32 protein-coding genes and 1 tRNA gene are annotated in these 26,596 nt (G+C 56.1%); all 33 read right to left on the bottom strand.

The window, feature by feature from the left end; genetic code table 11:
- Positions 1-46 precede the first annotated feature (46 nt).
- Entirely contained in the window at positions 47-598 is a 552-nt protein-coding gene (locus LAD35_RS06985) for a hypothetical protein (RefSeq protein WP_224151982.1), read from the bottom strand.
- 8 nt (positions 599-606) lie between these two features.
- Positions 607-1,248 (bottom strand): hypothetical protein, encoded by a 642-nt coding sequence (locus LAD35_RS06980; protein ID WP_224151981.1) that lies wholly within the window; start codon positions 1,246-1,248, stop codon positions 607-609.
- Positions 1,249-1,304: 56 nt separating this feature from the next.
- Positions 1,305-2,345 carry a hypothetical protein gene (locus LAD35_RS06975; protein ID WP_224151980.1) on the bottom strand — a complete coding sequence of 347 codons (1,041 nt, stop codon included), beginning with the start codon at positions 2,343-2,345 and terminating at the stop codon, positions 1,305-1,307.
- Positions 2,345-3,274: a hypothetical protein gene (locus tag LAD35_RS06970; RefSeq protein ID WP_224151979.1), complete on the bottom strand. Its 930-nt coding sequence runs from the start codon at positions 3,272-3,274 to the stop codon at positions 2,345-2,347. The genes LAD35_RS06975 and LAD35_RS06970 overlap by 1 nt, the downstream gene beginning before the upstream one ends.
- Before the next feature lie 13 nt (positions 3,275-3,287).
- Entirely contained in the window at positions 3,288-8,510 is a 5,223-nt protein-coding gene (locus tag LAD35_RS06965; RefSeq protein WP_224151978.1) for a tape measure protein, read from the bottom strand.
- 185 nt (positions 8,511-8,695) lie between these two features.
- Positions 8,696-9,634 (bottom strand): hypothetical protein, encoded by a 939-nt coding sequence (locus tag LAD35_RS06960; protein ID WP_224151977.1) that lies wholly within the window; start codon positions 9,632-9,634, stop codon positions 8,696-8,698.
- 175 nt (positions 9,635-9,809) lie between these two features.
- Positions 9,810-10,142: a DUF1799 domain-containing protein gene (locus LAD35_RS06955; RefSeq protein WP_224151976.1), complete on the bottom strand. Its 333-nt coding sequence runs from the start codon at positions 10,140-10,142 to the stop codon at positions 9,810-9,812.
- Positions 10,143-10,147: 5 nt separating this feature from the next.
- Positions 10,148-10,648 carry a phage tail assembly chaperone gene (locus LAD35_RS06950; RefSeq protein ID WP_224151975.1) on the bottom strand — a complete coding sequence of 167 codons (501 nt, stop codon included), beginning with the start codon at positions 10,646-10,648 and terminating at the stop codon, positions 10,148-10,150.
- Between the two features lie 94 nt (positions 10,649-10,742).
- Positions 10,743-11,399 (bottom strand): phage tail protein, encoded by a 657-nt coding sequence (locus LAD35_RS06945; protein ID WP_224151974.1) that lies wholly within the window; start codon positions 11,397-11,399, stop codon positions 10,743-10,745.
- A gap of 113 nt (positions 11,400-11,512) precedes the next feature.
- Positions 11,513-11,914, bottom strand: a complete 402-nt coding sequence (locus tag LAD35_RS06940; protein WP_224151973.1) for a phage tail terminator-like protein — start codon at positions 11,912-11,914, stop codon at positions 11,513-11,515.
- A complete protein-coding gene (locus LAD35_RS06935; RefSeq protein ID WP_224151972.1) occupies positions 11,911-12,297 on the bottom strand; it encodes an HK97 gp10 family phage protein in 387 nt (128 codons plus the stop codon). The genes LAD35_RS06940 and LAD35_RS06935 overlap by 4 nt, the downstream gene beginning before the upstream one ends.
- On the bottom strand, positions 12,294-12,659 hold the full coding sequence (locus tag LAD35_RS06930; RefSeq protein WP_224151971.1) for a hypothetical protein: 366 nt from the start codon (positions 12,657-12,659) through the stop codon (positions 12,294-12,296). Before LAD35_RS06930 ends, LAD35_RS06935 begins: the two co-directional genes overlap by 4 nt.
- A gap of 280 nt (positions 12,660-12,939) precedes the next feature.
- Entirely contained in the window at positions 12,940-13,353 is a 414-nt protein-coding gene (locus LAD35_RS06925; RefSeq protein ID WP_224151970.1) for a DnaT-like ssDNA-binding protein, read from the bottom strand.
- Between the two features lie 3 nt (positions 13,354-13,356).
- Positions 13,357-13,644, bottom strand: coding sequence for a hypothetical protein (locus tag LAD35_RS06920; RefSeq protein WP_224151969.1), 288 nt, complete (start codon positions 13,642-13,644; stop codon positions 13,357-13,359).
- Between the two features lie 38 nt (positions 13,645-13,682).
- Positions 13,683-14,651 (bottom strand): major capsid protein, encoded by a 969-nt coding sequence (locus LAD35_RS06915; RefSeq protein WP_224151968.1) that lies wholly within the window; start codon positions 14,649-14,651, stop codon positions 13,683-13,685.
- A gap of 21 nt (positions 14,652-14,672) precedes the next feature.
- Positions 14,673-15,413: a hypothetical protein gene (locus tag LAD35_RS06910; RefSeq protein ID WP_224151967.1), complete on the bottom strand. Its 741-nt coding sequence runs from the start codon at positions 15,411-15,413 to the stop codon at positions 14,673-14,675.
- 159 nt (positions 15,414-15,572) lie between these two features.
- Positions 15,573-15,767 carry a hypothetical protein gene (locus tag LAD35_RS06905; RefSeq protein ID WP_224151966.1) on the bottom strand — a complete coding sequence of 65 codons (195 nt, stop codon included), beginning with the start codon at positions 15,765-15,767 and terminating at the stop codon, positions 15,573-15,575.
- A 350-nt stretch (positions 15,768-16,117) separates the two neighbouring features.
- On the bottom strand, positions 16,118-17,227 hold the full coding sequence (locus tag LAD35_RS06900) for a minor capsid protein (protein ID WP_224151965.1): 1,110 nt from the start codon (positions 17,225-17,227) through the stop codon (positions 16,118-16,120).
- A complete protein-coding gene (locus LAD35_RS06895; protein ID WP_224151964.1) occupies positions 17,211-18,554 on the bottom strand; it encodes a DUF4055 domain-containing protein in 1,344 nt (447 codons plus the stop codon). Before LAD35_RS06895 ends, LAD35_RS06900 begins: the two co-directional genes overlap by 17 nt.
- Positions 18,555-18,561: 7 nt before the next feature.
- Positions 18,562-19,977 (bottom strand): terminase large subunit domain-containing protein, encoded by a 1,416-nt coding sequence (locus tag LAD35_RS06890; RefSeq protein ID WP_224151963.1) that lies wholly within the window; start codon positions 19,975-19,977, stop codon positions 18,562-18,564.
- On the bottom strand, positions 19,934-20,362 hold the full coding sequence (locus LAD35_RS06885) for a terminase small subunit (RefSeq protein ID WP_224151962.1): 429 nt from the start codon (positions 20,360-20,362) through the stop codon (positions 19,934-19,936). The genes LAD35_RS06890 and LAD35_RS06885 overlap by 44 nt, the downstream gene beginning before the upstream one ends.
- 18 nt (positions 20,363-20,380) lie before the next feature.
- Entirely contained in the window at positions 20,381-20,719 is a 339-nt protein-coding gene (locus LAD35_RS06880) for a hypothetical protein (protein WP_224151961.1), read from the bottom strand.
- A 273-nt stretch (positions 20,720-20,992) separates the two neighbouring features.
- On the bottom strand, positions 20,993-21,136 hold the full coding sequence (locus LAD35_RS06875) for a hypothetical protein (protein WP_224151960.1): 144 nt from the start codon (positions 21,134-21,136) through the stop codon (positions 20,993-20,995).
- A 156-nt stretch (positions 21,137-21,292) separates the two neighbouring features.
- Positions 21,293-21,367, bottom strand: a tRNA-Arg gene (locus tag LAD35_RS06870).
- An 833-nt stretch (positions 21,368-22,200) separates the two neighbouring features.
- Complete coding sequence (locus LAD35_RS06865) at positions 22,201-22,833, bottom strand: hypothetical protein (RefSeq protein WP_224151959.1); 633 nt, start codon at positions 22,831-22,833, stop codon at positions 22,201-22,203.
- Positions 22,833-23,378: a recombination protein NinG gene (locus LAD35_RS06860; protein WP_224151958.1), complete on the bottom strand. Its 546-nt coding sequence runs from the start codon at positions 23,376-23,378 to the stop codon at positions 22,833-22,835. The genes LAD35_RS06865 and LAD35_RS06860 overlap by 1 nt, the downstream gene beginning before the upstream one ends.
- Positions 23,375-23,806: a recombination protein NinB gene (locus tag LAD35_RS06855; RefSeq protein ID WP_224151957.1), complete on the bottom strand. Its 432-nt coding sequence runs from the start codon at positions 23,804-23,806 to the stop codon at positions 23,375-23,377. The genes LAD35_RS06860 and LAD35_RS06855 overlap by 4 nt, the downstream gene beginning before the upstream one ends.
- A complete protein-coding gene (locus LAD35_RS06850) occupies positions 23,799-24,110 on the bottom strand; it encodes a DUF3310 domain-containing protein (RefSeq protein WP_224151956.1) in 312 nt (103 codons plus the stop codon). The genes LAD35_RS06855 and LAD35_RS06850 overlap by 8 nt, the downstream gene beginning before the upstream one ends.
- The gene (locus LAD35_RS06845; protein ID WP_224151955.1) at positions 24,107-24,337 is read right to left on the bottom strand and encodes a hypothetical protein; all 231 of its coding nucleotides are present in this window, start codon (positions 24,335-24,337) and stop codon (positions 24,107-24,109) included. Before LAD35_RS06845 ends, LAD35_RS06850 begins: the two co-directional genes overlap by 4 nt.
- A gap of 463 nt (positions 24,338-24,800) precedes the next feature.
- A complete protein-coding gene (locus tag LAD35_RS06840; RefSeq protein WP_224151954.1) occupies positions 24,801-25,103 on the bottom strand; it encodes a hypothetical protein in 303 nt (100 codons plus the stop codon).
- Positions 25,100-25,273 carry a hypothetical protein gene (locus LAD35_RS06835; protein WP_224151953.1) on the bottom strand — a complete coding sequence of 58 codons (174 nt, stop codon included), beginning with the start codon at positions 25,271-25,273 and terminating at the stop codon, positions 25,100-25,102. Before LAD35_RS06835 ends, LAD35_RS06840 begins: the two co-directional genes overlap by 4 nt.
- A gap of 11 nt (positions 25,274-25,284) precedes the next feature.
- A complete protein-coding gene (locus tag LAD35_RS06830; RefSeq protein ID WP_224151952.1) occupies positions 25,285-26,253 on the bottom strand; it encodes a DnaB-like helicase C-terminal domain-containing protein in 969 nt (322 codons plus the stop codon).
- Complete coding sequence (locus tag LAD35_RS06825) at positions 26,231-26,593, bottom strand: hypothetical protein (protein WP_224151951.1); 363 nt, start codon at positions 26,591-26,593, stop codon at positions 26,231-26,233. Before LAD35_RS06825 ends, LAD35_RS06830 begins: the two co-directional genes overlap by 23 nt.
- Between the last annotated feature and the right edge of the window lie 3 nt (positions 26,594-26,596).

The following is a 26,596-nucleotide window of genomic DNA, read 5'->3' as shown; positions in this document are numbered from 1 at the left end:
AAAACCCGCTGGGCGCACCATGCGGGTATGTGTTGTGTTTTGCTGGTCAAAGCGCCTGGGCGAATTCGAATAGATCAGGCATTTCCGCCTCTGTCAGCCCCAGTGCCTGGGAGAGCATCCCTACTGTCTGGCTGTCCGACTCGATGGCCGCAGCACCATCCCAGTCAACCCGGGCCATGTAGCGCTGGGTTTCGTCTGGAATGGCGTTGATCACCGCATCGATCTGATCCGCCTTGATCCCTTTTCGCAGGAACAAGGCCAAAAGCACCTGTCGCTTGGTGACCGTGATCCGCGCCGCATCCTTTGCTGCCTGCTCAGCTGCCAGACGCTCGGCCTCGATCTGAGCTAGTTCATCCTGGGTCAGCTTGACCACCTTCCATTGCTGCAACCAGCCGTCTGACGTGTCCTTGGGCGCGATCTCGACCACCTTGTGGGTTGCCAGGTTGTGTGTTGGCTTCTCTGCCGCGATGACCGCCACAAAAGGCTCGTATGGCGCAAAGGGCTCAGGCCAGACAATAAGGAACTCTGACTGCGCAAAATAGGAGCGCACATCCCCCTCAGTCAGGCCAAAGTCGCCCGTTTCTGTGTTGTAGAACATATTGATCCTCAGTTGATAGCCAATCCCTGGCGCGTGCCGTTTGCTACCCAAGTCACATAGCTATTACCGTCAACATAGGCTCCAGCCGCTATGCCAGCGCCGCCAGCGAGGTAGTTACCTCCATAGCCACCAGTGCCGGTGTACGACCCCGAACTTCCTGGGCCACCTGCCTGGCCGACTGCACCGCCAGTGCCTCCGGTGCCGCCGTAAGCGGTAGCAGTTCCCGATCCCGAGCGCTCGGTATAGCCAGTCGTACCAGCCGCGCCGCCAGTTGCGCCAACTAGCGTGACAGATCCAGACGTAGAGAAGCCCTGGCCGTTACCACCACTGCCTCCGAAGGCATCCGCTTTATAGTTAATTGGGTCGTATGTCAGCCAGACGCTCGCTCCACCACCCGTGCCGCCTTTGCCTCCGCCGCCGAAGATCGTTCCGTAGTTATAGACACGAATGCGGGTGCGTGTGTAGAGACCTGTGCCACTGTTAAGAACACCACCGATACGACCGTTGTTGATGATCGTCAGGCAATCATGTGGAATGCCGGAAATGCTCAAAGTGGCTACGTCTACCCCGGCATTGATCGTGCAAGTTATCAGGCCATAGCCATTCCAGCCACGCGCACGGGCCAATGCAGCAATGTCGGGACTGCGCACTGTCGCAGCAATTGTTATCCCAACACTGCCGCTGCTCATCATGAGGTTTCTTGCCATCATGATTCATGCACCCCGCCAATGAATGCGTCCCACACCGCTCCGTCGTATCGAGGAACAAATGTCAGGGTCAGACGCTGGAACGGCCCAACGGTCGGCAACGAAGCGCCAATCGGCAGGCGAATTGGGGTGCCAGAGAAGCTTGCACTGAACGCACCAGTGGGAATAATCCGCAGCGTGAGCTGATCACCAATATCTCGTGGCGCGGGCATCACTATGCTGGTGTTCTGATACAGCGTGATCGTCTGGATCGATCCATTGCTGAAGCTGATATTGGTTGTAGCAGAGCGCGCTTCGAACAGAGCATGAAACTCAATCAAAGCCCGATCACTGAACAAGCGCTGCCATGGGCTCCAAGTGGAATCTTGCAGTTGACGCTCAAACACCCATCCTTGCTGACCGCCTGCCAAAACCTGTGAGGCGCGCTGCGTCTTGCGGATTGATGTGCCGTATGTGAACACGTTCCAGCATGAACTTGCAAGCGTAGTCGGCCAGTCTGTACCCGCTCCAGTTGCATCAGCAAATGTCGCCCACCCAATGGGAGCCGCGGACATTGGCGTAGCCTTGGTGTAGGTAGGGCCTGATGCCTCTACTAGTCCGACAACATCCCCAGTGCGACCGTTGACGGAGCTAACTCGGGCAGTCTGGTTGACCCAAGCCGTGCTCACTCCCGGAACTTCTGCTGCGACGTTGGCAACATCGCGCATGAGCAGCCATACGCTGTTGTTGTGCTGAACGGTAGCAGGTCGAGACAAAGGGCCAGATAGATTTACCCAATCACCCTTGAAGTTTGCGACACCCATTGCAGTATCGCGCGCCATTTCTGTAAGCCGCTGCGCATCTTCGCACAGCTCCAAGATTGAAGCGGCAGCATTTGCATTGTTGAAGACGTTATCCCCAATGGCCTTCACACGATTGCCGTAGCCAGGTATCGCCGAGCCCCAGTTATATGCTGCATCGTCGTACTGAGCTTCTGGCGTATTTGGCCCGGGGAAGTCTGGCAGTGCCGGATCAATGGGTGGTACAGGTTGAATCGCCATTACACGACTCCCTTCACAAAAATATTTGCTTTCGTCATTACGCCGTTCTCAGGGGACAAATCGGTTGTCACAAAGCCCACTGTGGAGAGATAGCGGTATTTCTCCAACTTGCTTGCATAGACAGACACCGGCGTGTCTTTGAGTTGCTGGATGGATGACCAAACCCGGTTTGCGTCGTTGGGGTTGATGGCCACAGGCAGGGTTAGATTGGTTGCACTGCCTCGTGGAAGTTGCCGATAGGAACCATCTGGAGCTTCCTCTCGGAAGGTGTAGTTCACTGCTTCTGCGCGGGCGCCATAAAGAGTTCCCGGCTGGCCATCCATCAAACCCAAGGTGACCCAAGAGCCAATTGAGATATAGCCAATGCCAACCTCCTCCGCCGCATCGCCCGTTACTTCAATCGTGACTAGCACCCTGGGGCGCATTTCTATGCCTTCGATCCGATGGCTGGAGATGAGCGTTTTGGAGCCAAAGAGGTAGTTCCAGAAGCTTGGACGAGAGGTCTTAAGCGTCCGGTCGACCGCTGGCGTCAGGTCCTCGTTGGTCGTCGCATCTCGGACCGTGATCTTGAGCCGCTGGCCAGCAAAGTTGCGAACCTCCAGCCCAGACACGAATTTTGTTGCGATGATGTACTTGGCTGAACCTTTCCTTCCGACCGCCCTGGTTTGCACCTGCGCATCAAAAGGAGCGGCCCTGTTTGAGGGCCGCATATCACTCCAAGCTATTGGGTCGTTATCTGGTGAGACTGCTGGATTGACAGGAACAACGGCGCATTTCCATATACGCCTGTTGTAGACCCGCTCGCTCCCCACAGTCACCGTCTGACCTGATACCCATGCCAATTCACCTGCATCAACGTCAACAGCCGGGACGGTGCCCGGCTGCAACATGGTGTCGGTGATGGGAATGGGGACTAGGACAATTGCCATAATCCCGCCTTTCTTAAGTCGTTCTGACCGTGAGAACCTTGTTCATCGTGATCGAGCGCATGCCGTTTCCGCCATCCGTCACCTGGTTGAGTACGTCAGTAGCTTTGCGGTTTTGCTCTGCACTGATAGAGGCACTTGCCTTGATGGCTTGCAGCTCTTCCTTGACCGAGCGCAACTCGGCTACAACCTCTGCAAGTTGCAAAGAGTTGCCTCCGCCCTGCACCGCTGCAATCAAGGCCCGGTTGTCGGCTGCCGGGATGATCCGCTCGCCCTGGTGAATGTTGGCCGTCATGTCGTAAGGCACGTAGTTCGTACCAACGGCAAACGAGCCCTTCTTCAGCCAGGCCTGCTTTTGCTCATCCCAGTAGTAAGACTCCAGGCCATACTGCTTGCCACCCAGCCAGTAGCCGTCGTAGACAGACTGGCCAGATTTCAGGCGCTCCCACTGCTCTTCAGACAAGGAGGCGTTCTTGCTCACGCCGCTCTTGTCGTACTCGCCTGGACGGGCCCCAATGGAGCCATCCGAGTAGAGTGCGCGACCGTCCTTGTCATAGCCGTAGATGCTGGTGCCCGAGGACGAGCCAGTGACCGTCCCGCCCAGCGTTCCACCACCTGTGTAAGTAGGCGGCTTCGCGCCTCCGGTCAGGCCTGCCTTTTCTGCCTCTTCCTTGCGGATGCGCTCTTGTTCCTTGGGATCCAGCAGCTTGTACAGGGCATTTACTGCTTCCGTCACCGAAAGCGTTGCATTCACCTGTTCCTTGCCGTAGTCCTGCCAGAACTTGAGCGTGTCATCGAGGCGCTTGATCTGGTCGGTTGCCAAGTCGATCTGCTTTTGGGCATCCGACTTGGCCAACCCTGCAAAATCACCCAATTCGTCCAACTGCCCCGCCAGCACTTTCTTGTCATAGTCCAACTCCGCCTGAGTGGCGTATTTGTCTATGCTCAGTCCAGAAGTGGCGGAGTCGATGGCCGACTTGGTTGCGTCGTAATCAGACAGCCCCAGTCCCTTGCGGGCATTGGCAACTGCTTGCTCGATGAATACCATGCCCTGGGCGGCGCTCCAGGAAGAAATGTCTTCCGTAGAGCCGCGCAGGTTCTTGGCGGCATCCGTGACAAGGGTCCAGTAGCTGGATGCTTTGGACAGGGCGTCCTTGGCGTCTGCCGAGAACTGGTTCCAGTACTCCTTTTCACGGGAGATGGCAGCTTCCAGGTTCTTCAAGGCCAAGTCCTGCGCCGCCTTTTGAGCAGCAGCCAGTTTCTCAGCCATATCGTCAGCGGCTTGCTTTGCCTCTGCATCCTTCTTGGACTTGTCCTCAGCCGCCCAGACTTCAACCTGCAGACGTACAAGTTCAGGGTCCTTGTACTTCTCTAGCTCACGAAGTTGTTTCTCTCGTTCAAGGCGAGTTGCACCCTCTTCGTCGCCCTTCGCGCGCATGAGCTGCACGTTCAGGTCTTCCTTGAGGCCAGCAATGTTCTCTGCTGAGCTGTAAATCAGGTCGAACACATCGGCCATCTGCAGCAGGGACGCATAGAGCTTCTGTCCAGCCTCCGTGGTTACATCAATAGAGTTGATGTAATCTCGGAACGCTTCGCGGCTCGCTGGCATTGTCTCCACGCCAAGCTTCTTCAACTGCTCATCGAGCAGGCGCGTTTGATTCGCCACCTTCTCTTGATCCGAGAAGAACTTGTCGTAGTAGTTGCTGGTCGCGGCAGCGAACTTGTCTGCACCGCCGAATGCATCCATCAGGTCGGATGCCATGTCAGCGCCCGCCAGGCCCACCGTGTACAACGTGTCGCCGACAGCCTTGAACCATTCATTCGCCAGTGTGATCGAGGTAGACAAGCGGGTGAGCGCTTCAAGCTGGGTTTCCCCGGCCTGGGTGTATTCCTCACTCGTCAGCACCAAGGCTCCCATCTGATCAGCGATCTTCTGGAATTCCTCCTGCAGTTTCTTGGCGGCCTCTTCCTCGCTCAACCCCTTGAGATTGACTTTGATCTTGGCAGTGAACCCGTCCAAAGCCTCCCCACCCAGGCCTACAGCATCAGCCATCGTGCGAATGGACTCATCCATTGCCAAGAACTGATCGCCCAGACCCTTGCGCATTTCCTCAGGCAAATCTTCGTAGGTCGTTTTGTTCGACCGGAAGAGTCCGCCCTTGTAGTACTTAAAGAGACGCCCCTCAAACCCGGTATCGCCACCAAATTCACCTTCGATCCCAGATTCCTTGAGCTTTCGACCAAACAGCCGGTTGACCAGGCCACCAGCCATGCCACCCAAAAGCGCTCCCAAAGGACCGCCAAAGATTGCGCCTATTGCAGTTCCTGCGTTGATGGTTCCATTTCCAGAGCCACCATTTAGGGAGTAGCCACCACCAATCAATCGACCGCCATAGATGCCACCTAAGGCCCCCGCGCCATACGCTGCAGCCGCTCCGACTCCTGATGCAAAACCGCCTACTTGAATAGGGCCCTGAGAGATCATCCCGCCAGAGCCACTGATCCAGTTCATGCCGCTTTGCACGTAGCCCGCGACTTGACCAGAAAGGGCGTTGAAGCCGCCTGTGATTGCAGAGAAGATGTCCTTGCCCATGGAGAGCAAGCCCATCATTCCATTTCCACCACTGGCGACCTGCATCGCGGCGCTTCCGGCTCCCCCTCCAGTAATTCCCAGAAAAGCGCCAACCAACTGCACCACGAATGGCTTGGCGAACATCGCGTAGATTTCCTTCGCTACCAACGTGTAGAACGAGGTCTTGAGTGACTTGCAGAACGATTCCCAGCCGGACTTACCGTTGTTCATCATGTCAGCGAAGCCCGAGACGAAGATGTTTTCGACTTGGTCTACGGTGTTCTTCCACTCGTCTATGTATGCTTTGCCAGCGACGTTTGCAGCTTTCTGGGCGTAGATTCTTTCTACTTCAGCCTCCGCTTCTGCGCGGGCTTGCCGAGCCTCCTCAGGAGAACCAAAATAGTTTGCCTTGCCAACCTTTTCTAACTCTTTGGCCTTTTCGATCTGCAAGTCATACAGTTGGATGGCAATCTGTCGCTGAGCATTCGACGCCCCAATAAGAGACGCCTCCAGTTGGAGGCGTTTTGTGTCATTTTCGGTGGCTGAACGAAGTTCGTAGATCGCAAGCCTGAGCCGCGTGACTTCGTCATACTGCCTTGCATAGGCCTTACTGACTTCATCCTGAGCGGTTACCTGCTCCTTGTAGAGCTCAACGTCACGTTTGGTCTGCTCTTTGGCTTGCTCTTGAGCTTTCCAAATTGCAATGCGCGCTCTCAGATCGGCTTCATGGGCGGCTGTGATCTTGAGCTTTCCAGACGCTAGTTCGGCGTTTAGCTTGACCTCAGCCTTTTGAGCTTCATTCAATCGGCCCGCGTAGCGCAGCTCTTCGTTATTAGCGTCGATCTTTCCCTGAATCCCTGCAACCAAGGTGTTGTACGCATGGATTTCCTTCTGCAGAGCCGACTCAGCAGACTTACTTGCAGAAGCAGCTTCTCGCTTGGACTTGGCTTCTTCTTTGCCTGCCGTCGAAGAGTCCCACGTGGCCTTAGCGAGTGCCGTGACCTGCTCAAGGTATGACTTTTCACTGATCGTTCCCAGCGCTTTGGCTTCCTGCAATGTCTTCAAGGTGGCAAAGTAGTCCTTGTTGACGCCAGCCGCCTTCGCTCTCACATCCATCAGCGCCTGCTCAGACTTGCGTTGTGCATCCGCATATGCAGCAAAGCTATCGCTTCTTGTGCGCGTGCCAGTGCGCCCTGTCGGGTCAACATCCTTTCCAGTCTCCAGCGCAACCATATGCGCCTTGGCTTCGGAAAGCTTGGTGATCAGATCCTGAGTTCGGCCAATTGCCGCCTGCAAAAATAGGTTGTTAGGATTCTTGGCAAGTTGTGCTTCCAATCGAGCCAGTTCTGCCTTGGCATCACCAATCTTCCCATTCATGGTGGCTGTCGTGTCAGACACCAGCAGGAAGAAGTCAGACAGTTTTTTGGCCTTGGCCAAGCGATCCATCTCGCCGGAAGCCTCATCCATGGTGCGAGACAGGTACTGCATGCCTGAAGCAAGCGCGCCGGTCGCTCCTGTTGCCTGGTCAAACGACCCAACCATACGGGTGAGACTGTTCGTGACATTGGTAGAGGCTTGCTCGACTGTCACAGTCATCTGGCTAAAGTCACGCTCAACCGAAGAGGCTGACTTCTTCAGTGCTTCCACCACTGCCTCAGCAGACAGCTTGCCTTCTGAGCCTAGTTTGCGCAGCTCACCAACAGAAACTCCCATACCCTGAGCGATTGCCATAGCCAAGCGAGGCGTCTGCTCCATTACAGAGTTCAGTTCCTCGCCCCGCAGAGTGCCTGAAGCAAAACCTTGGGAGAGCTGAACCAGTGCGGCCTGTGCAGCCTGTGCGGAACCACCACTAACAGTCACCGCCTGACTGATTGTCTGTGTAATGGCCAGCATGTCCTTTTGCGAGACATTCAGCTCCTTTGTGGCTCGGGCCATCTGGGCGTACGTACCAACCAGTTCCACGTAGTTGACCCGTGAGCTTTGGGCCGACTTGAAAAGCTCTGCCTGCACGGTATGCAGCTCGGCGCTTGAGTTAGTGACTAACTTCAGCTTGGATGCGACGTTCGTGCTGGCATCTGCCATCTTGATGAACTCGCCAACCGTGGCCGTAACACCAATGATCGCCAAGCCTCGCGCAAGCACACCAGTGATCGATGCAAGGTTTGCAGTGGCAGAGGCTGATTTAGCGAGGGCGTCTTGCTCTGCCTTCAGGCCGGAGATCCGATCCCCCATTGCCTTGGCGATCTCCTGCGCGCCAGTGCTCATGCCTCTCTGAGCTGCGCGGTAGGCCTCCATCTCCCCGCGAGTCATGCGCAGAGAGTTTGCCTCCTCAATCAGCTTGCGGATGTGCTTCTCTTCCTCAACTGTGAGGCCAGAGATTGCACGCGCCAGGCTGGCCGTATCCGAGACTGCTTCACGCGCAGCAGTGCCAGAAGCTTTCAGGCCAGTAGCCGCCTTCTGCGCAGCATCACCAGTCTTCTTCAGGCCATCACCAGCGCCAATGCCAAGGTCAGCAAGGGACTTCGCCACACGCTTGCTCTCGGCGGCGATGCCTGCCATCGATTGCTCAACCTTGGGGCCTTGCTTGGATAGCTCTTCGAGCTTCTTGATGCCACGTTCAATATCATCTGTCGGCATCTTGACGCCGATTGCTGTGACTTCTTCCATGCTTGGGCCTCAAATAGAAAACCCGCACTGGGCGGGTTCGGGCGTAAAAAAACCGCCTCGGGGGCGGCTATGAATCAGAATTCAATGGTGCAGCAAAAAGCCCTCCAGGGAGGGCTTGGGAATGCCAATGTGCGCTTGCGATGGATTACTACGCCATTTGCAGCAATAGCACGATAGCCTGCCCACTACTTAAAAAAGCTCAGCATGGCATTCAGCAATGGGTCGCCGTATTTAGTGACAAGCCATGTTGCCCCTGGAATCGCAATCGCCGCCTTAACCAAATCAAACTTGGTAGGAACATGTGTAAGGCGCTCATCAATTTTTGAAATGGAAACCTTTACAGGCCCCAGTTCAGCCGCAACATCAGACTTGGTTGTTAAGTGCATTAGGCGCTCCTCCATGCGTCCAAGTTGAACCTTGAGGTCGCCAATTCCTTCGTTTAGCTTGTCAACTTTCTCTTCCAGTTTGTCGACTCGCCTAGGCAAATCTCCACCAGAGTCGCCTCCTCCCGAAGGGCGCGGAGGCACCCCTGGCGGAACTGGCGGTGCCGCGTCGAAGCTTGGCGCTTTCGCTTCTGTGCCACTGAATGCGCTTAAACCGCCATACACATCAAGCTGACCTTGAATTTGCTGCGCCAACTGCAAGAAGGCGCCACCGATTAGATCAATAACCTGTGGTGCCGTTGTGATCTTATCCAGCGACAGCCTAGCCATTTTTATGTTTGACGCCAAGCCTTTGACTTCTTCCGAAGCGCCATCATCTCCAGCAACTTGCAGAACCCGCTCAGCCTGGGGCGAATTCAAATCCAGCTCGGCCCCAATCTTTAAAGCAACGAGAACCATCACTCGTTTGTAGATTCGAAGATTGTCTTGTAGTGCTTCTGGTGGAACACCCAGTTGCCTCGCGTTATCCCCTGCGTCCGCGATCTGTTGCTCGATGACTCCTTGCAAGAGAAAGGCGTCCTTATAGATAGTCAGCGCACGCTTTGAATTAGGCCTTGACTCCTTGACCTCTTTTTCCCACTTAAGCAACAGTGATCGATGGCTGGCAACATTCTGAGCGAACGACTCAGTTGAGACAATTTCCAGTGCCTCGCGGCTAATTTCTCCGTCAACCCCTGCCATGGCACCCTCAACATGTAAGTAAAGGCGTCATACTAGCTTATGCAGACAAATCCGCCACCTATGCTTGTTGGCGTCACCACCCCTCAACAAGCACCCTGTCTCCAAGATGCTTGCCGCCATTTTCGGTTACTTCTTATCGCTCTTCGGCGCGAACTCCCGAATGGTGGCCAGCGCCTCAGTCCCTTATTTTTTGAATTGCCTCAACCATTGCCGCCTCACAGGCTTGGAAGTCTGAAAACAAGTCTTCCCACTCATCATCATCCTTGGCTGTTTTATCCAAGTAGTGATGAACAGGCACATAGTTGAGGCCAACTATCCCACCCATCCCCACCGACACAACCTGCGAGCGGAAGCGTCGGAAGATTTCATAGGAGCGGATGTTGTCTATGAACAGACAAATTGACCGGGGCGCAACCGGCTCTTGTTGAACCAGGTTGTGCGCTCCTGCCATCTTGATCTCAGCTCCCACTTTGGCTGCGCCGCCACCCCTAGGGTAGAGCGCGGACACAGCCTCTACGAGTTTTTTACTCGTTCTCCGTTAACAACGCGACCGTACTTGTCCACCAGTGCAACAAGGCAGCCTGGGTACTTCGCCTCGACCAGCGCCAAGTTCGCCTTGGTAAATGGATCATCCAACTCCCAGCCACTGGCGACCTTCAAGGCTTCCTCAATCTGGTCATCCACCGTGCCCTTGTACTCCTTGGCAAGGTCGCGCTTTTGCATCTCCGTCAGCTCTTTGACGCGCTTCTTGCGCAACGCGCGCACTTGCTCTGCTGTCTCCGGCTTGGCATCTGGATCATCGACTGGCGCTTCTTCAAGAGCCTTCTTAGCCTTCTCCAGACGGGAGTTCATCATTTCATTGGCAATTGGCAGCCAGTCAGACCTGTTGCGGGCAATGCCCTTGAAGTTGATGACTGCGGCATCGCCAGCCAGGGTTACGACATCGACGGGCACTACAAACGGCTTGTCTTCTCCAGTCAGAGACTTGATTACGATCTTTGCTTCATTCGACATAATTTGATCCTTTGCGGGAAAGAAAAAGCCAGAACGACGCAGCCCTTCTCCCGCAAAGAAGAAGAAACTGCGCCGTCTGGACTATTGGGGTTGCTTAGCCTACGTACGCGGTGGCCAACCCATCGAAGTTCACGCTCACAGTGACCTTCATCACATCCGAGGTAGACATCTGAGGGATCACGCTCTTTTGAATCGTGCCGTAGGCGTAGATGGCTGCGCCACCGGCAATCAGGAACTTGAATGCTGCTCGTTGATTCAAGTTGCGGCTGATACGGTTCAAAGCCTTCTGATCCGCACGCGCTGGGTCATAGCCGAGCGTCAAGGTAAAGCTGGCTGCCTCGAAGCCGGTAGGCATCTTTTTCGAGTTGCGCAGCGCAAGCGGCTGGTACTCGATGTTCTTGGCTCCACCGCCGTCAGAAGTGGCATCCAGCACTTGGCCGATTTCCTGCCAGTTGCTGACCGCTTGCACCGTGCCAGCTGAGGCAGCGCCGGATGGATACCACTGGGTGTCTTCCGAATCGAGCTCGTCCAAGGTGATGACACTTCCAGCAGTACCAGTGCCAGCGCGGTAGATCGAGTCGGACACGTCCTCCCAGCCGTTTTTCAGGAGCAGTTCAGCGCCTGGCGCAAAGCCGTGGGCTGGAGCATTCGCAATTGCCGGATAGGCGTTGGAGATCGAGTTGACGGCAACAGCCGATCCGAAGGTGGTCGAGTACAGGAACTTCGAACCGACCGGGGTAAAGTAAGCCATGTTGGGCCTTTCAGAATGAAAAAACCCGCCAGCAGCTATGCATGACGGGTCGGTTTCGCCCTCTTCGGGCACAAAAAAAGGCCCCGGAGGGCCTCAGCTAGAACAGATGGCAATTAGCTCTGGAAAGCTCGCCAATAAATGGACACAGGGATGCACCAGCGCCCTTCGTCAGGCACGCCAGATGAGGCGCTTGGTGTCTTGGTCAGCTCAATTCGGAAGTTAGAACCATTGATGACCTGGTGCGGCCTGAAGTGCGCTTTGACTTGGTCGATCATTGCATCAGCCTGCTGCCTGCCTTTACCCTCTGGATAACGGACAGTGAGCTGCAATATGCCCCTCTCTTCTGTCATATCCATGGTCATGGCATGATCAACAGGCGAGTTGATCAAGTGATAGCAAGCTTGATACGGTCCATCAGGCGGCTTGAATGGCACGTTCTCGAAGGCCGTAGGCAGCACTCCAGGCATAGCAAGCAGCTTTTGCTCCAGCAGCGCCTTGATCTCAGTTAGCTTCATTTCGCAGCCTCCACAGCGCGCTTGACGGCCTGGGCGAAGTCTTGGACTGTCAGGCGAACAATCCCTGCAGGTGCTTGCTGGGACCATCCGTTTTCTAGGCGCTTCGCGTAAGGAAGCGAATTGCTCAGAAAGATCGTTTGCCCTGGGCGCCAAGTCTCCAGGACAACACCTGTACGCCCCAAAGCATCGCTGTTAGGCGCTGCACTGGTATCTGAGTTGATGCCGCCTATGCCGCACTGCCAGTTCGATTTGAAACGCCCAGTGTCAACGGGCGACTTAGACATCATTCCCGCCAGTACTTCAAGCGCACTCTTGCGAACGACCTGCTCCACCTTGTCGCCAGCCGCCTTGCAGTACTTGGCTAGATCATCAGCAAAGCTCATGAGACCCTCACTACGCAATCATGGAGCACGACGAAACCAGCAGGAGACACGGGCCGGTTTCTCACTACCTGCAGAACATCGCTGCCAACAGTCAATGAGTCACCGGCCTGCGGCTCGAAGCTGACATCAGGAGCGATCAAGGCGCGGCGGTCGCCGATCCGGATCAACTCCCCGTCAATCTGACGGTTATCAAAATCCAGCAGCGCGACTGTGCATGGTGACTGCAGCTCTACAGGAGCGGTTGGGCCCGTTTCTGGTTCATAGCCACCAGGCGTAGAGCGTGAAAGCTCTCCGTCTTGCCCGAATCGATCCAGCTGCCGCTTGGCAGTCGCCGCTGGGCGGGAGTAGTCGAACTTGGCCATATCAGTACCCTTGATAAATCCCACAGTTGGCGCACATATGGCCGTCGGGCGTCAGGTAGAAAAGCTGGTTGCCACAGTTGCACTCCCTCACCATCTGGCCTTCGGCTGGCGAAAACTCAAACTTCCACCGACCTTTGTGCGCCTTGCAGGAGGGACACTCCAGTTGATTTGTGCCCGTTGGAGCGACTGCTGTCCACTCATGCCCGCAACCAAGACAAAAGGCTTGCCCTGCGCCGTGCTGAACTTCAGGTGCTGGGCGGATAAAGGGGACGACTGCCATCTAAGCCCTCACAAACTTGACCTGCCCCACCCCACCAGCCGTCATGCCACGCATCAAGGCATCAATCACGCCGAAGCGCTTCTGTCCGCCGTTTGCTGGTTGGGCGTATTTGGTGGTAATCGGGCCTACCGACTCCTCGGTCACGGCCTGGGCGTCCACGTCGGAGAACAGTGAGCCATCGGAAGCACGAAGCGCTGCCTCACATGTGGCGTGCTTCACGGCTTCAGCGACCGGGTTCAGGAATTCAGGCCGGATGCTGTACATGGTCACGACATACTGAGTGCCACGGCGCAGAGCGATTTCTTGCTTCGCCACCTCTGCAGGCCAGTCGTAGCCCATGCGCTCCATATAGCTCTGCGCTTCAGCCAGCGACACCAGCGAGTCATAGCCATCTTCTGGAGCGACCACCAGCATGGCTTACTCCTGAGGCTGCGCGGGCTTGCGGCCGCGCTTTCCAGATTGTTCCTGAGGCTGTATTGGCGTGACGGACAGGGCGCGCAGCTCGTCAGTCGGCCAATCCTCGTCAAACTCCACACCACGCTCCTTCAGCTCCGCAATCAGATCTGCGCGCTGCTCGGCATCGGAAAGAACACGGTCCTCTTCAGGCTTGAATCGGGCGTCGATGATCTTGAAGCCTTGGGCGCGCAGCTCAGCCTTGCGTTCAGGCGACACAGGATGCTTCTCGTATGCAATCTTTTCGGTCATGGTTTCTCCAAAGAGAAAGGGGCCGGAGCCCCTTTCGTTTACTTGGCAGCGTCGCCGATGGTCATCACACCAGCCGAAGCCTTGATGCTGTTTGCGACCAGGTCCCAGTTGGAGCCGGTCGCCAGCTCAGCGTTGGTAGGCGACTTGCCGCCGTTGGCCGTGTCCCAGGTGTAGCCCTTCAGGCCCAGGCCGAAGGTGTAGTCGGCCTGCATCGTGGTTTCGATGCGCTCCTTACCGTTGGCGGTCTGCACGTTGGTGATCAGATCCGAGCCATCCGACACCACTGCTGCGCCGCTCACCAGCGACAGCACCTTCTCCTTGTCAGGGGTGCCTGCAGTGAACAATGCAGGCGCATCCGTCACGATGACGGCCTTGCCCAGGATGTCCACAATGGTCACGCCTTGGAACTGGAACAGTTGGTTAGAGTTGGTCAGGTTCTGACCGATCAGCTTGTGGTACATCGCACCGGTCATCACTTGCGCGATGATGCGGGCCGAGGCGTCGCCGAACTTGGCATGCGCGCCGTTGATGGCCACATAGGTCACGCCAGCAGTCGCGGAAACATCGTTGACTGCACCAGCTTGGTTCCCAATGGCTGCAGCCAGGGCAGCGATCGCGGTGTTCAGCTGGTCGGACATGATCGCTTCGGATAGGTTGCGCGAGATCACCTCCAGCGCTTCCTCGGGCGACTTCTGGATCCAGCTCAGTTGGCTGGGCTCGAAAAGCACCGGGCCGAAGCCGCCAGCGATTTTCACGCTGTCGTACTGCTTCTGGGCCAAGGGCGTTGCAGCCTGGGCGCCGTTGGCGGCATAGCGGTCAACACGGCGCTGGGCGCTGTGAACACCAGCCCAGAACGATTCCTGCAGGAAGTCGCCGTCGATGCCTTGAGTGGTCAGCTGGATCGCACCAGCGGATGCGGCATTGAACTTGGCCACATCTTGGGCCAGGGTTTCAATGGTTGCGCTCTTGAGGTACTCGTTGAATACCTTCATATCGGACAAAGCCATAGCTTGCCTTTCTGCCTGTTATCAGGCCTTGGAAGTGAGTTTCTTGATTGCGGCCACTCGCTCGGCTTTGCTGCCGCCAAAGTTGCCAGATTGATTGCCACCGCCGCCACCCGAGCCGGGAGCGCCAGAGCCACGCGTTGCAGGCCAGAAGTACGGAGCGCTCTCGCGAATGGATTCAGCCCACTCTTGAGTCGTCAGCGGCTTCTTGCCGTCTTTTCCCAACACGACCTCGTCACCGTTCATTGCCACTACATCGCCGTCGTCGTTCAGCACCCAGGTGCCAGCGCCACGGCGCACAACGTCGTCCAGCGCTTCAGGCAAGGCACCAGCGCGGGCCGCTGCATCACGCAGTACGGCTTGCAGGGTGCGGTCAGCCAGCTTTGCAGCTTTGCCTTCTGCCTTGGTGCGGCTGTCAGCTTCAGCTTGCAGCTTCTTGTCGTAATCAGCTTGCATGCGCTCGGTGCGCTTCTTGACCACTTCATCGAGCTTGCCTGCAGCAATCAGCTTGGTGTCTTCATCGGTTTCCAGGTGCTGCAGCAGTGCTTGGATTTCTTCGGGCGTCTTGCCCAGGGCCTTCCAGGCGCTGACCTGCTTGCTGGCATCCTTTGCCGCCTGGCGCTCCTTGTCGAGCGCAGACTTGAGGCCTGCCGGGTCTTCGTAGCCATCCAGATCAAGGCGGAACTTCCCGTCCACTTCCTTGTATAGATCGCGCACGTTTTCAGGAACCGAGTCGAGCGAATCGACGGTGAGTTTCAAAGTCATGTTGGTTTCGCCAATCTCTGGCGCAGTTGAATACGCCCGTCTCGGGCATGAAAAAGGCCCCAGGGCATCACACTGAGCGGCCACGAAAATGCCGCCTCAGATTGCTCGTTGGCGGCCAGGAAAAAGAAAAGCCAGCGGGTTAGGCTGGCTTGGAATTTATTAAATCTTGACGTATCGCCATGTCTTGAGGCCGATTGACTGAGCGGCCAGTTTTGCTGTTTGCTTATCCCCAAATATTGGAACCACATCTAAATCAAGAACGTCTACAAGCTCTTGCTCGCCGGGCTTTGATTGCCCGAAGCTGAACTTGTACCACTTGACTTTGCTTTGTGTTGTTGCAAGAACGTAGCTCATTCACCCTCCTATGAAATGAATGGCTATCCTACTTCACGACTTTAGGTTTTGGCGCCCTCGGCTTCCGTTCTTTGAACACCCGTGGCGTCTGCGGCATCATCGGCGACCAAACGCCCATCTTGTCGCAGTGGTAGCAGATGCGGTCGTCACACACGATGCCCCGCTTGTAACGGCCATTCTCATCAATGCTCGCCCCGGTCGTGGTTGTCATAACCGTGCGACTGCCGCACTTGGAGCATTGAAGCACTCCAGGCGGTGGCTTGATGCCCTTGATGCCGCTCAGCAGCTTTTCAGAGGGCGTCTGCTCTCGGGGTGGAACGATGGATAGTTTGGTCACCAGCCAAGTCTACTCAAAGACCGGCCAATTCAAAAGCCCGCTTGTCACGCTGCCGAAGCTCATCCAGGGTGAGAAACACGCCCTTGTGAGAGTACATATCAGCCAGATCTAGCTTCCCGTCACGCATAAGTCGCGCTCTGGTCTGGCCTAGAACCTCATCCTGGCGCGCTGCAGACTGCTTTTTCAGCCAGTCTCCATAGGTCGTGTCAGGTGGCACTTGACCGTCCATGCTCGCCCTGCTTTTGTTGCGCAGCTCCAGTTCCGGCAGATCAATCCCCAATTCCTTGTTGGACTTCACCACTGGAATGGAAGCCGACCGGCATCGCCAGTGCAATCGCCCAGGCCCAGCGCCCCAGGGTATCTCATGACCTATTGGTTTGTGCGTCTCCGGCGTGTAGAGCTTTCCGTCTCGGATCCGGCACTGTGGCGTTGTACGCAGGTCCAGGGTGGCAGACCACTTCAAGCCCTTGAGCACATCGGAGTTCTTCGCGTAAAAGGCATCGTGAGCATTCCCAGCTGTATGAGCGATGGCGGTTCTCACCACTGCCTCAACATCGCGCCGTGACTTCTCCAGCAGCCCATCAGTGAATCCCTTTGCCTTGGTGCCGCGCAGCTCGCGAATGATGGCTTCCGTCGTCTTACCTTCCAAGTAGCCTTGAGCAATGGCCTGGCGCACGGATTTGAATTGCTGTGCTGTCAAGTCCTTCCAAACCTCCTTGAGCAGTACGCCTTGGAACGGCCTGGACATGGCTGCTGAGTAGACCGCAGTAGTTGATACCGCAGCTACATGAACCGCCGTTGGTGTGTTGGCCAACAGCATTTGATGTAGATAAGCAGTTTCGTAGTCAACGAACTGCCTAAGCTCCTCAAGCAACTTTTGCCCAGCCTCAGTATTCCCCGCGCCAATGATCGTCCGAACACTGGCCAGCATCGAGGCTAGCCGCTCTGCCTTGAACGTGATCGGGTCAACATCGGACAGGATTGAGATCAACTCATCCAGCATCCGCTTGTCCGACCGGTTCAAGATGGCCATGATCCGGTTTAAAACGCCGTTGGAGTAGCCCTGGAGGCCCACAGCATGCCGAACAGCTTCATCTTCGAGGAGTTCATTCACCGTCACCATTCATGCTCCCCAGGCTTGGCCCTTCGGCTTGAACCTTCTCGATCTCCGTCTCAGGGTCCACATCTGGGCCTACAACGCCCCGGCGCTGCATTTCCACGATGGTGGTTTCTTTAGTCAGCATGCCTGCACCTTGAAGCGCCAGAATCAACTGTGCAGAGGCATCAGTGAGGGTCGCCGCTCCAAAGTCCTTGAACAGCGACACAGTTCCACCATTGCCAGCCTGCAGCCAGTCTGCGGTGATCTGTAGGCACCGATCCATCGCGTCCTCGAAGTCCTCAACCGTGCTTTGCAGGGTGGACTTATTGGCCTCGGCGTCGTTGGATGCCTCTGTCGCCGTGCGTTGGCCTGGCTGCTTCACCAGCAACTCGGCACCCGTCTGGATCATCTGGTCTTCCAGCGCCTCCAGCTCAGTGCGGCCTACAGTCACCGACTCGGCAGAGCCTTGGATCACCTGTGCTTTCGCATCTGCACGCTCGAAACGCAGTGCATATGAGCTACCAGAGGTTGGAGCAGACAATTCGCCATCATTCACGCCAGTGAAGACCAATAGCCGCTTTCTGGCGTACAACACAGAATCGTCCTGGTCGCTTTGCTGCTGCCAGTGCTTGATGTTCTGATGCGCCAGATCAACCAGTGGCGGCGCGCCTTCCATGAAAGCGATACGCCTGCCGTAGTACGGCACAAATGGGATGTAGCTGAGAGAGGTCACCCCCTCATCCACCAAGGCCCATGCGTCCGTGCCTTGCTCGTACAGCGCCCAGCCGCCAGGAGTCAGGACCCGCACGCGCTGCACCATCTTCACCCCGTAGTCGCCATCCTCAACCTCAGCGGCCTCATGCAGCCGGAGCTGGGTCAGTCGCGCCACCCCTTCGGAGGTGTCCAGGCGCCAACCCAGAATGGAGTCATGCGCATAGTGCGTCCAGTAAGGCCGCTTTCCGCCCTCTGCCGGGTAGTCCACCAGCACCCCGCCAAACCCGTGCGACAGCGCCTCAGCGAAGAGCTGGGAGGCAAATGCATGGATAGAGCGGCCTTGGCCATCAATGTCTGGCAACAATGCCTTCACCTTTGCAGGTACATCCTCATTGATGGTCATCTGCTTGGAGAACGGCTTTCCCGACATCACTGTGCAGGTGCGCTGGTAGGCCGGGAACAGCGTTGCAGTATCAAGGCGATACTGGTAGTCAGCGGCGTCTTCGCGGGGCTGCTGCGGCAGCAGCGCTTTTCCAGCGTCACGCATTGCCTGGGTTCCGCCCATCAGCGGATCGATCACCGCCCAAGCCTTGCTCATCCGCTCGACGGCAGCGTTTTTTGAGTTAATTGCTGTCATGTTTTCCTTACCAGCGGAATGGTTCAACCTTGGCTGTGCGCTTGACGGCCAACACCCGGTATCTCGTTTCGTCGCCTACGTGGTCTTCAGCCTTGGTGTCCACATCGTCAGGGTCTGTTTCACTACGCGGCAACACTGGAACAGTGCGGATGAACTGCCTGCAGGTGCTGAACACGAACAGGCCAGGCTCTTCCATTCGCTCCGCCATCGAGGCCCGCAGGCGCTCGCGCATCACCGACCACCCGCGCTTGCGAGAGCCAGGTGACTTGTCTGAGCGCTCCCAGCGCACCTTGTGCCTCTCTTGGATCTTGGCCGGGCTATCGCCATTGACCTCGTCAAAGATTGCGTTATCTGCAGGCCCTGGTCGAACATTGGCCTCAATGCGCATTTCTTGCTCACGCTTGAGAATGCCTTGCGCCGTTGCTGAGTCGCTCTGCTTCAACCCTTCATTGGGCTTTCCATTCCAGCCGTACCATTCCGCTATGCGGAACAACGTGCCCCGGGGGAAGCTTCTCTCAGTACCATCTCTGAGCATGGCAGGCGAACCATCAGATTCAGCCCACCAGCCCACAGAGAATGGCTTGGAGCTACCCCAGTCAAACGAGCGATCAACGCGCCAAGTGGATGGGATATCGAACGGCTCCAGTACATGGATAGCCTCGATCCACACATCATCGAACATTCCGCCTGCAACGATGTTCCAATCACCATCACGCATCGCCTTCACTAGGGCAGCATTGCCCAAGCCTTCCAGCCGATCCGCATAGTCCGGGTCGTTCTCCAGCAGTGCCGCGTTATCTGCGAGCTTGGCGGGGATGTACTGCCGAAGCATGCCACCCTCTTCCTTCGTCTGCTGGACGATCTCCATAGGCTTGGCAGGATCAACAAATGTGGCCTTCACCCAGTTGTGCCCCACCCCGCCAGGATTCGATCCGGCATTGATGCGGGGGAACAGCCCTTTGTACTTCTCAGGAAGCTTAAGCCCGCCCAGGCGGCAGCGGCCGCGCAGGTATCGATAGATCTTGTCCGTGAAGTGGGTCAGCTCATCGATCAGAAGAACGTGGATTTCAGCACCCTGGTACTTAGTCACGTCCTTTTCGTACTGGCAATGGCACAGGTGAATCTTCGCCCCATTCCAAAACTCAATGAAGTTCTTGGACCAGTTGACTTTGACGTGACCCTGATCGATCCATTCAGCCATCAGTGATGGGAAGCTGGTAGGCCCCTCCATATGGTTCTTGTGCAGGTCATCGGACAAGCGCCGAAACAGGTACACCTGCAATCCAGGTATATCCATGCACCAAGCAATTGCGGCCACGCGCATCAGATGAGACTTGCCACCACCCGCCGCTCCGCCATAGAGAATCTCGGTTGCCTGGCTAAGAAACGCCTCCGTTTGTTTTGGCTGTAGATGTAGCTCCATGCAGCACCAACCTCAATTCCGGCGTCTTGATCTCGCCTGAGTGCTCTACCTTTTCCGTCAGATAGCCGAGCAACTTTGCCTTGCCCATCGTTGCTGCAACCATTGCTGCCGCCTGTGGCTTGTCCGAAGTGCTTGCTGCTGTCCGCGCTTCTTCCAACTCACGCAACAGGTCATCAACGGTCAAATCGTGGCGCTCTGCCGCATTTGCCTGTAGTTGCTCAACCCTCACCCTAACATCACCCTTCTTCAGTAATGCACTGGCTTTGTTGGCAACAACTTCAGGCTTCATGTTCTCAGCGTTGTACGAACGCCGATACGCTTCGGAAGCATTGCCCGTTTCCGCATAAGCAAGGGCAAAGGCCTCCTGCTTAGGTGTCAGGGGCATACGCTCTCCAGAGATTGATCAAACAAGGCTTTTCGCCACCCATCCGAATAGCAGGAACAGTCCACACGCTATCGGCGCAAGTACAAAAGCCCTGCCCAGAGCAGCGCCGAAGCTATCTGGGTTCTTCTCAGTGCGTGTATCCAGCCCCTTGGCGGCACGAACCACTAGCGCGAACCCGTATGCCTGGGCCACAGACAGCGCAGGCAGGCCGAACATTGGCACCACAAACCAGCCCCATAGCACTGACAGAGTGAAGCCAGACCATGCGGCAACCCAAACAAAGCTCAGTAGCAGCGCGGCAAATCCACCCAGCACAGCAGAAGCCGCAACACCTGCGGTCATAGTCTTGTTTGACATGTTTTTCCTTGTATCGGGTCGCAGCCCGAACCATTCCGAGCTGCAACTCACATAAAAAAGCCCGCACGAGGCGGGCGTTAGTTGATAGGGCCCTTATCGGACTACCCACATGGGCTAAGGGATGCCGTTCGCTCTACAAGCACCCCGTGAGCTTGGGGAAGGAGATGCCACTCCATCAAACCACTCTGGAGTGGGCCGCGCTTGCTGCAGCTGGAAATGAAAAAAGGAGCCGAAGCTCCTACTTGTGGTGTCACGTACTAACTATCTGGAGAGTCAGGCAGAGTCTGCTGCCTTCTTTGGCTGCTGCTCTTCAGGCTTTTTCTCTTCCGGCTTTTTGTCATCAGGCTTTGGAGACTGATCTGCATTCACTATCTTCGTCGGTCGGTTGCTGAGGTGAGGATTGGAAAGGAATGACATGTAGACCTCCGGTCTAGTTCAGGGAGCAATGATTTACCCCCATGTCTTCACAGTACGCTCATTCCAGACAATAAACCGGATGTAAGTGACTTATTACCCATCCACGAAGCACACATGGTCAAAAAAGGAATCCCCGCACTAGGCGAGGCTGGGTGTTGGTGGGCCCAGAAGGAATTGAACCCTCATCGCCCGGTTCGAAGCCGGGAGTCCTATCCGTTGAACGACAGGCCCCAAAATCAGAAGCCGTCACACAGGCGCTCCCCATACTGGCGCTCGATTGCTGGGGCGGTAGAGCATCTGGTGACAGCTAAAACGAAAAAGCCCCGCACTTGGCGAGGCTGGATGCTAGTGCTGGTTACATGTTTGCTAATCGCCGTCCTAGGATAGCAATTGCTTCATCCAGCATCAGGGATAGGACTGCGAACCCTGATCGTTGACGCATCTACGAGCAGTCATGTACAGGGCTCCCACCTGCTGCCAATGAAATCCTCACGCATGAGGTCATTGATCTGCCCAGGCTTTAAACCCTGGGACTAAATGGCGCCCGGTTACGTCCGGACCTACATTGCTGCTTGACCATCTTCTAAGCGGGCCGGTTGCTAACCCGACTGGATGCGATTCCGAACAACCCCGTTAATCAGGCTATGCCTGTAGGAAGTACGCACCAAACTGCTTAGTCTGCGTGTCTGCTCTCCACGCCGCCGCTTAAAGGATGATTCGGGCTGCTGGTGACGGTTCCAGCGACTACCCCAGCCGTGCACAGCCAAGTTCGTCCGTCGATAAACAACCAGGTTACCCACCTCCCGAAGCAGTGGTTACTGGCACCTTTCTTCATCACAACTGCTGACTGGCCGGAATCTCTTGCACTTCCTCCGGGCCTGGGGCAGAGGTCCACGTCTTAGGTGTTCGCAATCAGCATGTGTGATGGCCCTGATCTCTCAGGGCGCGGCTACCCATCTCTAGCTGCCTGTACTGCTACGGGCTAAGTACAGGGCATTCAACGATGACATGGCGGGCTGGAATATTTTTCGCTGCGAGCCATGTGCGCATGCTACCACACCTTGTCAATGCTTGCAATAGCTTCTCGTTTCTCCGCTTGCCCTACTCGCGCACCCATTCAGAAACGAAATGATCTCTTTGCCGATCTCGTCTCCAGGAGTGGTTGCCAGGCCTGGATGCTCTCGACACTTGCCGCAACCTCGCTCCGATTGGGCCTGTAGACCTGTTCCATGGCACGCCTTGCACTGAGGATCAAGCCAATGCAACAGCAAAGGAGCAGCCAAATCAGCAGAATGCCCATCCATAAGCAATCTGATCTGCAGGCTTTGGGCAACTTCCGGCAGGGATTTGAGAGCCCTCATCACCTTGCCCAATTCAGTCTCATAGCGCTTCTCCAGCTTTTTCCGCGCCGCCTCCATACTTTCAGTTGTGATCTTGCGGATCCCTTTTTTGATGGTGACCTGGGCTTCGGAGATGATTGCTCTCCTTGTGGGCTTCACAGGAACCTTGATGCCCCAGCGCTCGGCACCGTCCCATTCAGCCTGCAACCGCATCAAGGCAGCACCAAAGCGAGATTTGCACCATCCGGCTGCAATCAGATAGTCAGCATCGCCCGGAATGTTCTCCCCCTGCACTCGCAGGCTTGACGATTGAGTTGCGGCGGCATAGCGCTCTTGCGTCGTAATAATTTCAGCCATCACAATCTCTCTTTCTTCAATTGGTTCGTCTTTGCTCTGTATTCATCCCGGATGGCGTCGAAATCAGCATCGGTGTAGTGGCGCGGAGTGTTGTCCGCCTCCAGCTCCTCCACAAATGCAAGCCCGTACCGCTCTACAAGCCCAGCGCGGTAGGCGATGGCGTTCCCATGCAAGTGGGTGTTGCATGGCTGGCACTGCTTGTGGATATTGCGGGGATCAAGCGCGAGATTGATAGCAGCGCCACGGCTTCTGTAATGCCCAGCGTGCCATTGACCTTCATGGAATCGACCACAGGAGATGCATGGCAAGTCGGCATCGCGCAGCCGAACGTATGCATTCACCTCCACTTGGGCGCGAGCCCGGCGCTGAGATGGCGTCAGGCTCTTCTCCTTGCGCGTCTTGACCTTTGCGCGCTCCTCTGCTTTGTCCTGGCGCACCTTCTTCACCGCGCAGCGTGGCGAGCAGACCGTCTGCATCGGGCGGACCGGCACAAAGGTTTGCGGGCAGGCCTTGCACTGGCGGGGCTTAGGGCTGAAGGGCTTCACTCTTCACCCTCCCATGCCGGTAGATCGACACCACGCGCCGCAGCGGTCGAGTACAAAAACTCAATCCACTCTGCAAACTGCTTCTTGCTGAATTTGCTGGTACGCAGGCCCAGCATCACCACTCCGCCATCCAGGCCCATTGCAAGGCGCACCGTCTCGCCCTTGAATGCAGCACTCAGAACATCTTTCCACTCATCCGGCGTCATGTAGACCAAGCGCCCATTGATAGGCCATTGCAGTTGCTTGGAGTACGCAGTGAGCAAGGGCCACATCAGGCGGTTCTGCGCTTGCGTCCGCGTCTCTGGCGCCAGAGTGATCACCAATCTATGGCCTGCCAGCATTAGCGCCTTGGCCGTATTCCAGATGTGATTTACCGCCTGCTTAGCCTGCACAGGCTCCCACAGGGATAGGCTGATGCGCTCAGTCATGCTGGCCTACCACTTCTCGCACCTCAAACTCGATACCTGGCTTGCCCTTCAAGATGCCCTCAGTGAGTGGAGGCCAAGTTTTGACACCCTCGTCTTCTGCGTTGCGCTCGAATTCGATCAACATGTCAATCACATGCTTGGCTTTCTCCAGGTCCTGAATACCGCCCTTTTCACGGAAACGGGTGATGTATTTGATGGCTGTGTGCTGGCATGCATCCAGCTTGTTTGCCATGCTGTACTCCATTGGCTGGATTGCCATATCTTTATAGTGATCGCCGCCGATCTGGGTATCTAGTGCGCTCATTTCTTTCGGTCTCCAATACAATTTGTCTCGATGTAGGCTGCCGCAGTCCAGCAGACGAATCCGACGCCAATCAACAGACTTAGAGCGCCCTCACAGGCCATCCCAACCAAAATGAAGATCGCGCCTATAGCATTCAATAAATTCCGGCTGTACCGCCAGCGGCGCTTCTTGACCATCGCCTTATTGAAGTTCTGGCTGAGGTCAGTGATTGTTCTGGGATCAGTCATTGGCTTCCTTACTGCGAAGAGTGGATTCAATAGCTGGGTAGCCGCCTTCTATGTGGCTCTGGCTTTCGGCTGGCTCCAAAGTGATTGCTACTGGTATGTCCGCCACTTGAGGCGCAGATACCGTGCAGCAGAGCACGTCAGAAGATTGATTCCCATGCGACGGGCGTACAGAAAAGTCAGTCACAGCCAACCCCCTACTTCTTAGTTACTCGGTTTGCAGGCTCTACAGCCCATGCACCCTGCTTTGCCAGCCGCCTGATTTCTGCCTCCGAGTGGCCCAACTCCAGCCACCTGGCCAGAACCTCCCGGCACCGTTGAACCTTTGCATCTCGACCGATCAGCAGAACCCGTTGCGTGTACTGGATTGCCCTTGCTCCACACCACAGGCATGCTGGGTTGAACATGGATCTCTTCGCCGGGTCGGCTTGGTGCTTTGAAATTGCTTGGCATTGGGTACATGTCACTAGGCCTCCTTCATCACAGAAAAGTTGACCAACAAAGGCCCTAAAACTATTTGCCAACCCTGGAGCAATTCGCCGTCTTTTGAAATCATCAGAAGCCGCTGAATTACGAAGTAGTTGACCGTTGCAGTCCCGCTCGCCTTCAAGGTTTCCCACGGACCATTTCTGCTCAAGTTCCATCCAAAGAGAACGTTGCGCTTGAAAGCTCTCCATTCGATAAAGCGCCATGCACTTTTGGCCTCCATCAGGTATCCGTAGCCTTGGAATGCCCGCTTTCGTTCCTGTAGTTCTGTAGAGAGTTTCACGCCCACACCTCCCCGAACTTGCTGATGAATGCCGCGCTCAGGCTGATCTGCACACCCAGACGCCCTTTGTCTTGGTAGATGCAGTTCCAATCCGGGCAACCCACCACCTTGCTGTTGACCTTCACAATGGCCCCGCTTGGGAGCGTGTAGATTTGGTGCTGTTTGATCATTTCTGCTCCTCTCAGTAGTTGGCACCACCGGGCACTGACATTTCCATTGGTCGTTGATTGGGGTTAGGCAGGTATTGCTGGCTTTCCTTGTCAAACCACAGGCCGATGGTTCCCTCCCACTCGCCGTTGCGCTGCTTGTCGCAGATCAGGAGGCAATCGGGTTCGTTCTCGTCCACCTGCTGGCCTGCCTCACGCTTGCGCTCTTTGGGCTTGTTGCGCCACACAGCGATCACGTTGTCCACCTGGTCAGTAATAGCCCCCGTGCCTTTGAAGTCGTACTTACCGGGCTTCTGGTCTTCGCTGGGTGGCTTCTTGATGTGGTGCACCAAGTGGATGTGGATCGAGTAGTCACGGGCAATAGCCGTCAGCTCGTCAACAAACGCCTTCTGGCCGTTGTAGTCATCCTCTCCATGAACGCACTTCATGAGGCTGTCGATGAACATTTGCGTTACGCCCAGCTCCTTGGCGCAATAGCGGGCAACTGCGCACACCTGGGATGCGGTAACTGTGCCCTGCTGGTCATAGAGCCACAGGCGGTTGTCGGTCCAGTCCTTGAACTGGCCATAGAGCTCTAGCAAGGCGCGCTTGGCTTCATCGCTGCCAGCAAAAGCGGGATCGTGCGGGTTGTTGCCAGAGAACTGGCGGGCCATGCGCTCCAAGGTACGGATGGGCTTCATCTCGAACGAGGCGATACAGCAGCGTTCACCCTGGGCCAGCAGGCCCAATGACACAAAGCCAGTCACCATTGACTTGCCATTGCCGTTTGCGCCACCCCACACAGTCACCTCACCCGGACGGAACTGGAACAGGCCGTAGGTCTTGCCCCATGGCATGTAACGATGGTTTGGGCGCACAGGCGACTTGATGCGGTCAATCAGTTCCTGCACATAGTCACCAGCAGGCTTGACCTTTTGCTGTGCGTCTGTCTCCTTTTCGTAGGCGGAGAAGTCAATGTCATCAGGAGTTAGGATGTAGTTCATCGCCGGTTTCTTTCTTGAAAATCATTACTGAGGTGCTGGTTGGCGCTGCCAAAATCAGCGGGCCAACGCGCTTAATTGCCTCGTAAAGTCGCAAAGTGCGCTCGTCACTGCGATAGCCCATTAGGTGGACTTCCAAGCCGGTTAATGGCCGAAAATCAATCCGCTCTGGTATGTCTTCTTCATCAATCTGGATGTGGGCGTAGAGCTGGCTACCATCAAAGCGGTTTGGCTGGGAATGCCACTCATCCGCCTCTACCCTGAACAGCCAGGAGTTGTCGTCAAAGACGTAAGCACATGCGGGCTTGAAGCGCTTCCGGCGCAGGTCCAGCAGTTGGGCCATGCC

Origin of the sequence: Comamonas odontotermitis, assembly GCF_020080045.1 — a bacterium.
GTDB classification, from domain to species: domain Bacteria; phylum Pseudomonadota; class Gammaproteobacteria; order Burkholderiales; family Burkholderiaceae_C; genus Comamonas; species Comamonas odontotermitis.
This window is presented reverse-complemented; position numbering and strand designations above follow the sequence as displayed.

Excerpts from the sequence above, each read along its gene's own strand:
- LAD35_RS06985 (WP_224151982.1), bottom strand. The coding sequence starts at position 598 with ATGTTCTACAACACAGAAACGGGCGACTTTGGCCTGACTGAGGGGGAT.
- LAD35_RS06975 (WP_224151980.1), bottom strand. The coding sequence starts at position 2,345 with ATGGCGATTCAACCTGTACCACCCATTGATCCGGCACTGCCAGACTTC.
- LAD35_RS06970 (WP_224151979.1), bottom strand. The coding sequence starts at position 3,274 with ATGGCAATTGTCCTAGTCCCCATTCCCATCACCGACACCATGTTGCAG.
- LAD35_RS06965 (WP_224151978.1), bottom strand. The coding sequence starts at position 8,510 with ATGGAAGAAGTCACAGCAATCGGCGTCAAGATGCCGACAGATGATATT.
- LAD35_RS06960 (WP_224151977.1), bottom strand. The coding sequence starts at position 9,634 with ATGGCAGGGGTTGACGGAGAAATTAGCCGCGAGGCACTGGAAATTGTC.
- LAD35_RS06950 (WP_224151975.1), bottom strand. The coding sequence starts at position 10,648 with ATGTCGAATGAAGCAAAGATCGTAATCAAGTCTCTGACTGGAGAAGAC.
- LAD35_RS06945 (WP_224151974.1), bottom strand. The coding sequence starts at position 11,399 with ATGGCTTACTTTACCCCGGTCGGTTCGAAGTTCCTGTACTCGACCACC.
- LAD35_RS06940 (WP_224151973.1), bottom strand. The coding sequence starts at position 11,914 with ATGAAGCTAACTGAGATCAAGGCGCTGCTGGAGCAAAAGCTGCTTGCT.
- LAD35_RS06935 (WP_224151972.1), bottom strand. The coding sequence starts at position 12,297 with ATGAGCTTTGCTGATGATCTAGCCAAGTACTGCAAGGCGGCTGGCGAC.
- LAD35_RS06930 (WP_224151971.1), bottom strand. The coding sequence starts at position 12,659 with ATGGCCAAGTTCGACTACTCCCGCCCAGCGGCGACTGCCAAGCGGCAG.
- LAD35_RS06925 (WP_224151970.1), bottom strand. The coding sequence starts at position 13,353 with ATGCTGGTGGTCGCTCCAGAAGATGGCTATGACTCGCTGGTGTCGCTG.
- LAD35_RS06920 (WP_224151969.1), bottom strand. The coding sequence starts at position 13,644 with ATGACCGAAAAGATTGCATACGAGAAGCATCCTGTGTCGCCTGAACGC.
- LAD35_RS06915 (WP_224151968.1), bottom strand. The coding sequence starts at position 14,651 with ATGGCTTTGTCCGATATGAAGGTATTCAACGAGTACCTCAAGAGCGCA.
- LAD35_RS06910 (WP_224151967.1), bottom strand. The coding sequence starts at position 15,413 with ATGACTTTGAAACTCACCGTCGATTCGCTCGACTCGGTTCCTGAAAAC.
- LAD35_RS06905 (WP_224151966.1), bottom strand. The coding sequence starts at position 15,767 with ATGAGCTACGTTCTTGCAACAACACAAAGCAAAGTCAAGTGGTACAAG.
- LAD35_RS06900 (WP_224151965.1), bottom strand. The coding sequence starts at position 17,227 with ATGGTGACGGTGAATGAACTCCTCGAAGATGAAGCTGTTCGGCATGCT.
- LAD35_RS06895 (WP_224151964.1), bottom strand. The coding sequence starts at position 18,554 with ATGACAGCAATTAACTCAAAAAACGCTGCCGTCGAGCGGATGAGCAAG.
- LAD35_RS06890 (WP_224151963.1), bottom strand. The coding sequence starts at position 19,977 with ATGGAGCTACATCTACAGCCAAAACAAACGGAGGCGTTTCTTAGCCAG.
- LAD35_RS06885 (WP_224151962.1), bottom strand. The coding sequence starts at position 20,362 with ATGCCCCTGACACCTAAGCAGGAGGCCTTTGCCCTTGCTTATGCGGAA.
- LAD35_RS06880 (WP_224151961.1), bottom strand. The coding sequence starts at position 20,719 with ATGTCAAACAAGACTATGACCGCAGGTGTTGCGGCTTCTGCTGTGCTG.
- LAD35_RS06875 (WP_224151960.1), bottom strand. The coding sequence starts at position 21,136 with ATGTCATTCCTTTCCAATCCTCACCTCAGCAACCGACCGACGAAGATA.
- LAD35_RS06865 (WP_224151959.1), bottom strand. The coding sequence starts at position 22,833 with ATGGCTGAAATTATTACGACGCAAGAGCGCTATGCCGCCGCAACTCAA.
- LAD35_RS06855 (WP_224151957.1), bottom strand. The coding sequence starts at position 23,806 with ATGACTGAGCGCATCAGCCTATCCCTGTGGGAGCCTGTGCAGGCTAAG.
- LAD35_RS06850 (WP_224151956.1), bottom strand. The coding sequence starts at position 24,110 with ATGAGCGCACTAGATACCCAGATCGGCGGCGATCACTATAAAGATATG.
- LAD35_RS06845 (WP_224151955.1), bottom strand. The coding sequence starts at position 24,337 with ATGACTGATCCCAGAACAATCACTGACCTCAGCCAGAACTTCAATAAG.
- LAD35_RS06835 (WP_224151953.1), bottom strand. The coding sequence starts at position 25,273 with ATGATCAAACAGCACCAAATCTACACGCTCCCAAGCGGGGCCATTGTG.
- LAD35_RS06830 (WP_224151952.1), bottom strand. The coding sequence starts at position 26,253 with ATGAACTACATCCTAACTCCTGATGACATTGACTTCTCCGCCTACGAA.
- LAD35_RS06825 (WP_224151951.1), bottom strand. The coding sequence starts at position 26,593 with ATGGCCCAACTGCTGGACCTGCGCCGGAAGCGCTTCAAGCCCGCATGT.